The sequence below is a fragment of the Dermacoccus sp. PE3 genome (assembly GCF_001021715.1).
Lineage (GTDB): Bacteria > Actinomycetota > Actinomycetes > Actinomycetales > Dermatophilaceae > Dermacoccus > Dermacoccus abyssi.
In genome coordinates this window covers 1,061,597-1,073,242 of record NZ_LDCM01000001.1, presented here as the reverse complement: position 1 = coordinate 1,073,242, position 11,646 = coordinate 1,061,597, and the positions used below count along the sequence as shown (strand labels likewise).

Sequence of the window (11,646 nt, the reverse complement as noted above, 5' to 3'; positions counted from 1 at the left end):
GCCGACGGTCGCGCGCGCCGTTCTCCTTGCGATGACAGAGGGAATTCACAGTTGATAACGAATGGCTCACGAATCCCTGAATATTGCGACAGTGCGGGCAAATCGGTCGATTGTGCCCCTCGGGATCGGGAGGATGACGTCATGAGTGTGCACCCCGCGTCGCAGCTTCCGTGGCAGACCTACCGTGACGTGCGTCTGCGTGCGTTGGGGACAAATCCGGAGGCGTTCGGCTCGTCGTTCGAGCGCGAGGTGGCCTTCCCCGACGAGCGGTGGGTCGAGCGCGCGTCGAACCCCGGGACGCTGCTGTGGGTGGCTGACGACGAGCCGGATGCCTCGAGCGGCGTCGCGCCGCGTGCTGACGGTTTGGCGGGCCTCTTTCCCGCCTCCGGTTATCTCGACGACGTGGAGAGCGCTCGGACGCTGACGGACGACCCGGAGCGTCTCGCCTTCGTCGTCCAGGTGTGGGTGGAGCCGGGTCGGCGCGGCACCGGCGTCGTCGACGACCTTGTTGAAGCACTCGTCGAGCGGGCACGCGAGTTGGGTTACACGGCGCTGGCGCTCCACGTGTTCGGCGCGAACGAGCGGGCCGCGGCGGCGTACGTGCGGCACGGGTTCACGCAGGTGAACCCGCCGTCGTCAGAGTGCCCGGGCGACGAGGACGAGTACGTCCTGACGCTCTGAGCTCGCGACGGGGCGACGACCTGTTCAGGACACAACGTGCCCCGGTGGCACGTCGGCATCTCAAACCGGGACCGTCAAGACACAACGCGGCGTGACGGCACTCGCGCACCCACCGGCATGGCCGGAGCGAGCGGGCCGGCCCAGCGTCAGCGGCTCAGAAGAACCAGCCGTCGGGCAGGGGCTGGCCCTCGGGGCGCGCGCCGTGGCCGCGGCCGTCCGTCGCGGGAAGGCCACCGGCCTGCATGGCGGCGACGTCGATGTAGTGCTCGGTGCCGAAGCCGGCGTTGAACGCCTCGGCGGGCATCGCGAGGATGCCTGCGGCGTCGGGCTGCGACGCGTGCGCGCCGAGCGCGGCGCGCTTCTTGTCGAGGTAGGCGCTGACGTCGACGCGGAAGCTGATGTCGCGCTCGGCCATGCCGAGGGGGTTGCCGTCGTCGCCGCCGGCGTCGGGGTCGAAGCTCTCGCCCTCGGGGATGAGCCCGGACTCGCGGGCCTGACGCATCTGCTCGCGCAGGGCGTCACGGTTCATCGTCGACTCGAACACGCGCGGCGAACTCTTCGCCAGCGAGACCGCGCGGTGGAGCACGTTGTGCACCTTGACGTGGTCGGGGTGGCCGTAGCTGCCGTGCCAGTCGTAGCCGACGACGACGTCGGCGTTCTCCTCGTCGAGAATGTCGGCGAGCGCCTGCCCAGCGATGACGGGGTCGGCGCCGTGGAAGGATCCGTCGACGTCGTTCTGCTCCCAGCCCGTCATGCCCGAGTCGGCGTAGCCGAGCCAGGCGACGCGCGCCGTGCCGAGCACCCGAGCGGATTCGGCGGCTTCCTTGCGGCGCCGCTCGACGACCGTCTCCCCCTCGGCCATGTCTTCGGCGGGCGAACCGTGGTCACCGTTCGTGGCGTAGACGAGCACGACGCGGTGGCCCTCCTCGACGGCGCGCGCCATGGCGCCGGAGGTCTGGCTGGCTTCGTCGTCGGGGTGGGCGTGGAAGAAGACGATGGTCGACACGCGCGACAGTTTCCCACGACCGCCGTGGACCTCGACAACGATGAACAGGGTTCGGACGCGTACCACCGGTGGCCATCCCGAAGGACGCATCATGAACCCATGACGACGAACATCACGCCCTGCATCTGGCTCGACGGCACCGCTCAGGCGGCAGCCGACCTGTACCTGTCGCTCTTTCCCAACGCGAAGCGCACGAGCACCGTGCACTATCCCACCGACGCCGCGGCGCTCGGCCCGAACGCGCACATGGCCGGGCAGGTGCTCATGGAGGAGGTCGAGCTCGACGGCAACCCCTTCACCCTCCTCAACGGCGGGCCGCAGTTCCCGCAGACGGAGGCCGTCAGCTTCCAGATCATGTGCGCCGACCAGGCCGAGGTCGACCACTACTGGAACGGCTTCACCGCGAACGGCGGCGCCGAGAGCCAGTGCGGCTGGTGCAAGGACCCGTTCGGCGTGAGCTGGCAGGTCATCCCCCGCCGCTTCTACGAGCTGATGAGCGACCCGGACCCGCAGGTCGTCACGCGGGTGTCGCAGGCGATGTATTCGATGCAGAAGCTGGACGTCGAGCAACTCGAGCGCGCTGCACGAGGAGCATGACGGCCCGCACCGTCAACCACACGAGCAGCATGTTGCGCACGAGGATGACGACGCGCGTCGTCAGCGCGAACAGCGTGTGATCGGAGAAGATCCCGTTGAACAGGAACGGGAACTCCAGCTGCGTCAGCACGAGCGTCACCGCGCCGAGCAGGCGCAGGCGGGCGTCGTCGACGAGCACGAGCGCCGGAATGAGCCAGATGAGGTACTGCGGGCTCAGCACCGGACTCGACAGGATGAGCACCGAGATGACGCACGTCATCGTCAGCGCGAGGGTGGTGACGCGCTCGTCACGCCCGGCCCGCCAGCCGAGGGCGAGCAGCGACAGCGCGAGGACGTAGCCGACGTACTGCGTCGGCTTCACCATCCACATGAGTGAGTTCGCGAGTTCGCCCGTGTACTCCCACGAGCCCTGACGCTTCTCCAGCGAGACGGGCGTGGAACCGAAGATCCGTGCGAAACCGAGCCAGGCACCCCACAGCGACTCCACCTCGAAGCCGCGCTGACCCTGCCAGGACAGCGGTGACGTGACGCGCTGCGGCCCGGCCAACAGCGCCGTCGTCCCGACCCAGGCGATGCCGCCTGCCATCGCCGCGGCCATGTGCGTGACGCGGCGGCGCGTGGGGCCGAGCAGGCCGAGGCCGAAGACGGCCGGCCACAGCTTGACGGCCGAGCCCATCGCGACCGCGAGCCCGGAGAGCACCGAGCGGCTGCGTGAATGGGCCGCGCCGTCGTTGAAGACGAGCAGCAGGACGAGCGCGAACGCGGCGTACAGGTCGAAGCGCATGTAGAGCAACGGTCCGAGGAGCCCGACGTAGAGCGTCCACCGCAGCGCGGCCTCGCGCCCGAAGTGACGGTCGAACAGCCGCGTCGCCACGGCGTCACACGCGATGGCGGTGACGACGAAGAGCGCGACGAAGCCCGCGTACGGCAGGGTGCGCGCGGCGGCCATGATCCACAGCGCCACAGGGAAGGGGTACTCGGCCATCGACGACATGACGTCGGAGCGGCCCGCCTGCGCGTAGTAGTAGCGCAGGTCGCCACGCATGCCCGAGTAGAGGGCGCACAGGGCGAGCATGATGACGCGCGTGAGCGGCCAGAGCACGTTGAGGCGGCGGTAGAACGGAAGGGACGCACCGTCGCGGGACACCGGGACGGCGAGCTCGATCACGCGCTCACCTTAACGGTTGCTCCCTCGGTGTCTCCGGCGGCGGGCCGGGGATTTCGCTCGTGTCGCGCTCGCTGCCGCGCGGGGTGCGGGCAGCGGCGTCAGCGGGCAAAGACCCCAGAAACGTTGGATCCCCCGACTGCCTGGTGCTCTGGGGTCATCAGGTAGCCGGGGGCTAAGAGCCATTATTAGCGGAGACTTCACCTTCTGGAAAGACTTCCAGCAACATTTCTCGCCGGGTGTGACCGATGACGCACCGGACGTCCGACCCAGAGCGCACGAAACCCGCCACGAGGACGGTTCGTGGCGGGTTTCGCGCCGGCACCCGCGAGTGTCGGGAGCTCGCGGAACCGGGTGAGCCGCGCGAGGAGATGAGCGCGCAGGTCACGTGTGCCTGCAACCGGCCCGCTGGGCGCGGATGGCGCGCCGAACACCACGAACGTCGCGCGGCGTGAGGCGCCCAGCTCGGCGTCACGATTTGCGTGAACGGCCGGCCGCAGGAGTCTTCGGGGTGGGCCTACAGGCGCACGAGCTTTCCGTCGCGCACGGCGTAACGGGCATTCGACTCGACGGCCAGGTTCGTCGGGGCGGGTTTCACGACCTCGGCGGTGTTGCCGGCGTACCGGATGCCGGTGGCCACGCCGGCTGCCGAGGCGTCCGCGGCGCTCATCGTCGAGACGCCCATGAGGGCAACCGCGGAGCTGACGACGATGCCGCGGCCGAGGTTCCTGAGCGAGCCGAAGCGGGAGGTGGCGGCCTGGGACGAGGTGTTCTGTGTGGTGTTCATGGCCCTGACTCAACGCCGCGTTGCTATGGGGTTCCTGTGCGACGCGTGTGACACCCCTACGGGGTTTGCGTGCTGCTCGCCGACCGCTGCGCCCACGCCCCGTGACAGCCCGATTGCGCGGTGCTCGTTACGCTCGTCGGGTGAAGAGTGGATTCGTGCCCGTTGCTGCCGCCGTCGTCATACTCGTCTTCGGCCTCGCGCTCGCAGCCGCCCTGCTCAAGGGCATCGTGGGTGCTGTGCGCCGCCGTAGCTGGCCGGTCGTCGACGGCGTCGTCCAGCTCGCCACCGGCGAGGACGGGCGCAAGAACTCCCTCGCACGCATTCGTTACACGGCCCCCGACGGTGGGCGTCACGTCCTGGAGACGAAGACCGGCGGCATGAGCACGAACGGGCGCGACGGCCAGCGGCTGCCGCTGTCGGTCGACCCGAGCGACCCGGCCAACGCTGTGCCCAAGGCCGCCAACGGCACCCTCGCGACCATGGGCTGCATGGTCGTCACGTTGCTGCTCTTCGTCGTCTTCGCGGTGTTCGTGCTCGTGCGCGTGCTCGGCTGATGACGCAGCCCTCCGCCGCCGCTCCGAGCGACGGCGCCTCCCCCAACGCACCGGGGGCCGGCGAGGGCGACCGGCTGCGCACGACACGGCTCTTCCTCCTCGCTGCGGGGCTTTTCGTCTTCCTCACCGCCGAGATGTACCCGGTCGGCGCCATGCCCGACATGACGCGCGACCTCGGCGAATCCGAATCCGCCGTCGGGCGCCTCGTCACCTGGTACGCCATCGGCGTCGGAGTGGCGACGATCCCCGTCGTCATGGCCACACGGGCCCTCTCGCGGCGGCTCGTCATCGTCGGGTCACTGCTCGCACTGTTCGTCTCGATGGCTCTCTCCGCGATCGCCCCGAATCTCCTCGTCGTGACGATCGCGCGACTCATCGGCGCGATCGCACACGGTGGCATCTTCGCCGTCGTGCCGGTCGCTGCCGCGAGCCTGGCCCGCAAGGGCGCGGAGGCGAAAGCCGTCGGTGGCGCGTTCCTCGGTGCGAGCGTCGGCGTCGTGGCCGGTCCGCCGTTCGTCGCCGCTGTGAGCGAGCACGTCGGGTGGCGGTTCGCGAGCGGCGTCATCGCCGTCATCGCGTTGCTCGTCGCGATGGCCAGCCAGCTCAAGCTGCCGCCGCTCGAAGCGCGTTCCGGCGGCGCGTTCTCGCTCCGCATCCCGGCGTCGATGCGCGTGCCGTTCTACACGCTCTGCGGCGTGACGGCCCTCATCGTCACGGCACACAACGCGGCCTGAGCGTTCATCGCCCCGATCCTCGAAGCGCGCGGCATCTCCGGCACCGCGTACGCCGTCGAACTGTTCTGTTACGGGCTGGCCGGCGCTCTCACGACGGCGTTCGCGAGCCGTCACCTCGACGCTCACCCGCGCCGCGTGACGACCATCGCGCTCACCTGCATGATCCTTGCGCTGCTCGCCCTGACGTTCCTGCCCGGCACCGCGACGGGCGCCGTCGCCGCCGTGGTCTGGGGTGGAGCGTTCGGCGTGCTGCCAGTCGCCATGCAGACGCGCGTGCTCGCCACGACACCCGGTCACAACGACGCGGCCACGCCGATCTACGTCGGCGCGTTCCAGATCGGCATCAGCCTCGGTGCGTACATCGGCAGCGTGCTCATCCTGACGATGGCCGCCACGAGGCTGCCGCTGTTCGCCGCCGTCGTCACCGCGTTCGGGCTGCCGTTGCTCGCGTGGGGTATGCGTGATCGTCACGGCTCCGAGGCGAGTACGACCCGACCCGAGTGACGAAGCTCGTTCACGGGACGAAGGACCCCACGCACCCCGAGAAAAGTTCAGGGAAGTCGCGCTAGGCTCGCCGCAGGACCGTTCGGCGCACCCGCGCCCCGACGAGGAGATGGAATGAAGGACAACACCGGTTTGAGCATCGGCTACCGCATGGGCTGGCGCCTCGAGTACATCGGTGTCTCCGTCTTCGGCCCCGCCCAGCACGTGCCCGCGAGCGACCCGAAGCGTCGCCTGCGCCGCGAGCGCGCCCGCCGCGTCATCGCCGCGCACGAGGCGCGCGGCACCACCGCCCCCGAGTGGGTGCACGAGGTGCTCGCCTCCGGCGGCGACAAGCCGAAGCGCTGACCAACCTGGGACACTGAGGGCATGTTCTCGTTCGAAAGTCTTGAACTGCCCGTCGTGGCATCGCCCATGGCAGGCGGCCCCACGACCACGGAACTCGTCATCGACGCCTCGAAGGCCGGTGGCTGGGGCGTGCTCGCCGGGGGCAACAAGGACGTCGACACGATGGCCCGCGAGGTGCGCGACGTGCAGGACGCCGGCGTCGCTGCGGGCGTCAACCTCTTCATCCCCGGCCCGCAGAGCACGGACGCCGAGGCGCTCGCCGGGTTGCGCGAGAAGCTCGGCCCCATCGCCAAGAAGTTCGACGTCGAACTCGGCGAACCCTCCTGGGACGACGACGATTACGGTGCCAAGCTCGACTGGCTCGTCACCCACCCCGTCGACGTCGTCACCTTCACCTTCGGCCTGCCGTCGGCCGAGGACGTCACGGCGCTGCGCGGCGTCGGCACGAGCCTCGGCGCGATGGTCACCTCCCCCGAGGACGCCCGCGCCGCCGTCGAGCGCGGCATGGACTTCCTCATCGTTCAGGGCCCCGACGCCGGCGGCCACCAGAGCACGTTCGACCTCTACGCCGAGCCGAGCGACGTCGCCCTGCCGCAGCTCTTCGACGACGTGCGCGGCGCCGTCGACGTACCGCTGCTCGCAGCCGGTGGCATCGCCACGCCCGCCGACACGCAGGCCGCGCTCGATGCCGGCGCCGTCGCCGTCCAGGCCGGAACGGCCTACCTGCGCTCCTCGTCGGCCGGTTCCTCGCTGACGCACCGTTTGGCCCTCGCCTCCGACGATTTCTCCGAGACCGGCCTGACGCGCGCCTTCTCCGGCCGCTACGCCCGCGGCCTCGCCAACGAGTTCATGGCGATGTTCGACGGAATCACCGCCGTCACGCCGGCCGCCTACCCCGAGGTGAACCGCCTGCTCGCCCCGCTGCGCAAGAAGGCCGCGGAGACCGGCGACCCGCAGTGGACGCACCTGTGGGCCGGCGAGGGCTGGCGCCGCAGCGCCGCCGCTATGCCGGGGCGAGTCATCGAAGGCGACGCCGGGCGCATCACGCGCTGGCTGGCCGGTCGCGAGAGCTGACACAGGCGAAGGCCGCGTCCGGTTCGAGGTGGCAACCTCCGGACGCGGCCTCGGCGCGTGTGCTTGGCAACGAATCGACTCAGCGCAGACGGCTCCCCTTTCCTCACGGGAGAATGTGCGTAATGAGGTAAGCCTAACCTTTGCTTCTGGGCTTTTGGCAATTAGGGCACGCCGAAGTGTCGTAAATGATATTTCTCGTGCGCGGTCGGGTCATCGCAGAGCGTGGGCGGCGGACGTCACCTCGTCGCTGAGGCGCGCCAGCGACGGAGCGTCGAGGCGCCAGCACTGCCAGTACAAAGGGACGTCGAGCGGTTCGACGCCGGGCACCGGAATCAGCTCGTCGCGCCCGCCGCCCCTCCCGGCGGGGCCTTCCAGACCCTCGGGGATCATGCCCCACCCGAGGCCCGCACGGACGGCGGCCGAGAAGCCCTCCGCCGACGGCACGACGTGTTCCAACGGAGGCTCGCCGAGCCCCCGGCGCCGCAGCACGCCGCGCTGCAGGTCGTCACGATCATTGAAACGCACCGTCGGTACTCGCTCCAGTGAGCGCCCGCACGCCTCCCACTGCGAGCGCCGCACCCGCGCGACGTAGCGCATGACGCCCAGCTCTTGAACCGAACACCCCTGCACCGCCACGTCGCTCGCCGTCACGGCGCCGATGACCGAACCGTCGCGCAACAGTTGGGCGGAGTGGTCCTGATCCTCGACGAAGACCCGCAGCCGAGCGTCACCCCATTCGCCGACCGTCTCGAGCACCTCGACGAACCACGTGGCGAGCGAGTCGGCGTTGACGGCGACGGGCAGGTCGACGACGGGGGCACTGACACCACGCTCGCTGCCGCCGCCCCCGAGCGCCCGGACGAGCTCGGCGTCGAGCAGCGCGCGCTGGCGGCCGGTGCGCAGCACGATCTCGCCCACGGGCGTCGGACGCACCGGCACCGACCGGACGAGAACGATCTGCCCGAGTTCCTGTTCGAGCGCCTTGATCCGTTGCGAGACCGCCGGCGGCGTGATGCGCAGTGCCGCGGCCGCGCCGTCGAAGGCGCCCTCGTCGACGCAGGCGACAAGGGCCTTGAAGTGGTCGTCACGCACGCGCATAGGCCCACGGTAGATGAAGTAATGCTTAGGTATCTGTAGAAACATGAACTGTTCTACAGAGGGCGCGATTCCTACGCTCGAGCCATGACGCACCTGCTCACCGGCTTCCTCACGGGCCTCGGCCTCATCGTCGCCATCGGCTCCCAGAACGCCTTCGTCCTGCGCCAGGGCCTGCTGCGTCAGCACGTCACCCTCATCGTCGTCGTCTGCGCCCTCGGCGACATCGCGCTCGAACTGGCCGGCGTGCTCGGCTTGGGCGCCGTCGTCGAAGCGCACCCGACGGCGATCAAGGCGCTCAAGTGGTTCGGCGCCGCCTACCTCATCTGGTTCGGTATCAACGCCCTGCGCAGCGCCCGCCGGGCCAGCTCGCTCAGCCCGGCCGACGCGCCGCCGGTGAGCCGGCGCACCGCCGTCCTCACCGTGCTCGGCCTGACGTTCCTCAACCCGCACGTCTACCTCGACACCGTCGTCATGATCGGCTCGCTCGCCAATTCGCGTGGCCCCGAAGGACGGTGGTGGTTCTACGCCGGCTCGGTGGCGGCCAGCATCCTGTGGTTCGCGGCACTCGGGTACGGCGCCCGCGCGCTCACCCCGCTCGTGCGCAAGGCACGCACCTGGCAGGTCATCGACACCGTCGTCGGCGTCATGATGTTCGGCTTCGCCGGGATGCTCGTCACCACCTGAGCGCACACACCCCCTCGGGCGGGAGCAGCGCTTCACCCCTGAGGGCCAGATTCCGCGGCTCGACTAGGAGAATCACGCCTCCATCTGTCACGCTGATCAGGTGACCATTTCTGTCTGGTTCGATGGCGACGAAACCCTGTGGGATCGACGGGGATTCATGTTGACCGGTTTGCTCGAGCAGGGGGCTCGGGCTGGGGGACGCTCCGACGAGCGCGAGCCGGAACTCTTTGCCGATGTCCTGCCCACGATGGTGGGCCTCAGCGAGACGGGCACGGTGAACCTCATCGACTACGCCCCGATGCCCGAGGGGCACGAGTGCCTCCTGCCTCCGTTCAAGGCCCGCGTCGACGGCCCGCACGCTCCGAGCAACGCCGCACCCGAACTCCACACCACCGAGAACCACCTCAACTGGATCGAGACGCTCGATCGCATCGAGTCCGTGGTCGCCGAGACCGGCAAGCCCGTCGACCACATCGTGCTCATCAGCAACAACGTCGCAGCCTTCGAACTCGCTGCTGAGCGCGGCTGGCTCACGGTGTGGCTCAACCGTGACCGGGTGGCCAACCTCTCCGACGTCATGCCGAGCGCCGAGATCCACTCGCTGCTCGACCTGCCCGAGGTGCTCGAGGCCATCGAGGAAGCCCGCGCCGCCGTGGCCGACCTGGACCCGGAACCGACGGCGCCCGCCTAAGCATCGCAAGACTATGATTGACGGCCGCACCTGCCAGGTGTGGCCGTTGTCATCACCCCGACGACGGTGTCCCCCTACCGAAGGGCGACCCCCTCATGGTCGATTCCTCACGACCACACCAGGACTCACCGGTCGGTGACTCCCCGGCGAACGTCACCGACGTCGACCTCGACGATCCCGTAACGCGGGAGGCCATCTCCGGCGGCCGCACCGAGCCGTCGCTGCCCGACCGCGGATTCCTCGGACATCCTGCCGGGCTCGGGACGCTGTTCAACGCCGAGCTGTGGGAGCGCTTCAGCTACTACGGCATGCGCGCGATCCTCGCGTACTACCTCTACGACACCGCCACGAACGGCGGCCTCGGCGTCGAGCAGTCGATCGCCCTCGCCATCGTCGCGACGTACGGCGCCTCCGTGTACCTGCTCAGCGTGCTCGGCGGCTGGCTCGCCGACCGCGTCATCGGAGCGTTCAAGGCGACCCTGTTCGGCGGCATCGTCATCATGGCGGGCCACATCTTCCTCTCCGTGCCCGCCGAAGCGTTCTCGTGGCTCGGCATCGCCGTCGTCGCGCTCGGAACGGGTCTGCAGAAGGCGTCCGTCTCGTCCGTCGTCGGGCAGCTGTACGACCCGCAGGACGGGCGACGGGACTCCGGCTTCTCGATCTTCTACATGTCGATCAACATCGGCTCCTTCTTCTCTCCGTTCGTCGTCACCTTCCTCAAGGACCGATGGGGTTACCACGCCGGCTTCTCCGCCGCGGCCATCGGCATGGCGCTCGGCCTCATCGGCATGTTCCTCTTCCGCAAGAAGCTGCGCGGCGCCGGTTCGCGCCCGACGAACCCGCTGACGCGCGAGGAGATCCCCGGCGTCGTGCGCCTCGTCGGCGGCTCGGCCGTCGTCATCGCCGCCGTGTTCGGCATCAGCTTCGCCGTCTCGGCGGACAACCCGACCGCCATCATCAACGGTGTGACGGCGCTGTCGGTCATCACCGCGCTCGGCGTCTTCGTCACGATGTTCAAGAGCCCCAAGGTGACGGCGCGCGAGCGTTCGCACCTGCAGGCGTACGTGCCCCTGTGGATCGGTGCGGTGCTGTTCTGGATGATCTTCGAGCAGGCCGCGAGCAAGATGGCGGCCTTCGCCGCCGATCGCACCGACCTCGGCGAGGTGTTCGGCATCGGTGTGAGCGCCGAGTTCTTCCAGAGCGTCAACCCGCTCTTCATCGTCCTGCTCGCGCCGGTCACGGCCGCGCTGTGGATGAAGCGCGCCGGACGCTTCCCGGGCACCGGCGCGAAGTTCTCCATCGGCGTGCTCCTCGCCGGCCTGTCGTTCGTCCTCCTCGCCTACTACTCGTACCTGTGGCCGAGCGGCCCGACGGCGCCGATGTGGGCGTTGGCGAGCGTCTTCGTCATCCAGACGATCGGTGAGCTGTGCCTGTCGCCCGTCGGCATCTCTGCGACGTCGAAGCTCGCACCCGCGGCGTTCACGACGCAGAGCATGGCGCTGTGGTTCCTCGCGTCCGCGGTCGGCCAGTCCGCCGCCGCGCAGGCGATTCGCCTCATGGAGGGCATGGGCGACACGACGTTCTTCCTCACCCTCGGCCTCATCACGGCCGGGTTCTCGCTCGTTCTCATGGCCCTGACGCCGTGGATCGCGCGACACATCAAGGACGTCGACGAGCGCGTCACCACGGCATGACGTGACACGTCCCGTGACGGCACGAACGCCCG

The 11,646-nt window shown here is 69.4% G+C and carries 14 protein-coding genes; 10 read left to right on the top strand and 4 right to left on the bottom strand.

Annotated elements, in window-relative coordinates:
* The first annotated feature begins 141 nt into the window (after positions 1-141).
* Positions 142-681 carry an N-acetyltransferase gene (locus AA983_RS14700; RefSeq protein WP_052946879.1) on the top strand — a complete coding sequence of 180 codons (540 nt, stop codon included), beginning with the start codon at positions 142-144 and terminating at the stop codon, positions 679-681.
* A 154-nt stretch (positions 682-835) separates the two neighbouring features.
* Here the strand turns inward: AA983_RS14700 and AA983_RS05190 are convergent, their stop codons facing one another.
* Positions 836-1,687 (bottom strand): PIG-L deacetylase family protein, encoded by an 852-nt coding sequence (locus tag AA983_RS05190; protein ID WP_047311285.1) that lies wholly within the window; start codon positions 1,685-1,687, stop codon positions 836-838.
* 99 nt (positions 1,688-1,786) lie between these two features.
* Here AA983_RS05190 and AA983_RS05185 point away from each other — a divergent pair, with 99 nt between their 5' ends.
* Positions 1,787-2,284, top strand: a complete 498-nt coding sequence (locus AA983_RS05185; protein ID WP_047310971.1) for a VOC family protein — start codon at positions 1,787-1,789, stop codon at positions 2,282-2,284.
* Here the strand turns inward: AA983_RS05185 and AA983_RS05180 are convergent.
* The gene (locus AA983_RS05180) at positions 2,205-3,452 is read right to left on the bottom strand and encodes a glycosyltransferase 87 family protein (RefSeq protein WP_047310970.1); all 1,248 of its coding nucleotides are present in this window, start codon (positions 3,450-3,452) and stop codon (positions 2,205-2,207) included. The genes AA983_RS05185 and AA983_RS05180 overlap by 80 nt on opposite strands.
* A 514-nt stretch (positions 3,453-3,966) precedes the next feature.
* Positions 3,967-4,236 carry a hypothetical protein gene (locus AA983_RS05175; protein ID WP_047310969.1) on the bottom strand — a complete coding sequence of 90 codons (270 nt, stop codon included), beginning with the start codon at positions 4,234-4,236 and terminating at the stop codon, positions 3,967-3,969.
* Positions 4,237-4,376: 140 nt separating this feature from the next.
* On the opposite strand from AA983_RS05175, the gene AA983_RS05170 reads away from it, so the two are divergent.
* The 5 genes from AA983_RS05170 (at position 4,377) to AA983_RS05150 (ending at position 7,447) form a co-directional block, all read left to right on the top strand.
* Entirely contained in the window at positions 4,377-4,790 is a 414-nt protein-coding gene (locus AA983_RS05170; protein WP_165357951.1) for a DUF3592 domain-containing protein, read from the top strand.
* A complete protein-coding gene (locus AA983_RS05165) occupies positions 4,790-5,524 on the top strand; it encodes an MFS transporter (RefSeq protein ID WP_047310967.1) in 735 nt (244 codons plus the stop codon). The genes AA983_RS05170 and AA983_RS05165 overlap by 1 nt, the downstream gene beginning before the upstream one ends.
* Before the next feature lie 6 nt (positions 5,525-5,530).
* Positions 5,531-6,028: an MFS transporter gene (locus tag AA983_RS05160; protein WP_082128699.1), complete on the top strand. Its 498-nt coding sequence runs from the start codon at positions 5,531-5,533 to the stop codon at positions 6,026-6,028.
* A 114-nt stretch (positions 6,029-6,142) separates the two neighbouring features.
* Entirely contained in the window at positions 6,143-6,373 is a 231-nt protein-coding gene (locus AA983_RS05155; protein ID WP_047310965.1) for a hypothetical protein, read from the top strand.
* Between the two features lie 21 nt (positions 6,374-6,394).
* Positions 6,395-7,447 (top strand): nitronate monooxygenase, encoded by a 1,053-nt coding sequence (locus AA983_RS05150; RefSeq protein WP_082128698.1) that lies wholly within the window; start codon positions 6,395-6,397, stop codon positions 7,445-7,447.
* Between the two features lie 210 nt (positions 7,448-7,657).
* Here AA983_RS05150 and AA983_RS05145 read toward each other — a convergent pair whose 3' ends face one another.
* Positions 7,658-8,545: an ArgP/LysG family DNA-binding transcriptional regulator gene (locus AA983_RS05145; protein ID WP_047310964.1), complete on the bottom strand. Its 888-nt coding sequence runs from the start codon at positions 8,543-8,545 to the stop codon at positions 7,658-7,660.
* 84 nt (positions 8,546-8,629) lie between these two features.
* Here AA983_RS05145 and AA983_RS05140 point away from each other — a divergent pair, with 84 nt between their 5' ends.
* From AA983_RS05140 to AA983_RS05130, 3 genes are all read left to right on the top strand, one after another.
* Positions 8,630-9,229, top strand: a complete 600-nt coding sequence (locus tag AA983_RS05140) for a LysE/ArgO family amino acid transporter (RefSeq protein WP_047310963.1) — start codon at positions 8,630-8,632, stop codon at positions 9,227-9,229.
* 100 nt (positions 9,230-9,329) lie between these two features.
* Entirely contained in the window at positions 9,330-9,920 is a 591-nt protein-coding gene (locus AA983_RS05135; protein WP_156170183.1) for a hypothetical protein, read from the top strand.
* A gap of 95 nt (positions 9,921-10,015) precedes the next feature.
* Positions 10,016-11,614 (top strand): peptide MFS transporter, encoded by a 1,599-nt coding sequence (locus tag AA983_RS05130; RefSeq protein WP_082128697.1) that lies wholly within the window; start codon positions 10,016-10,018, stop codon positions 11,612-11,614.
* The last annotated feature ends 32 nt before the right edge of the window (positions 11,615-11,646 follow it).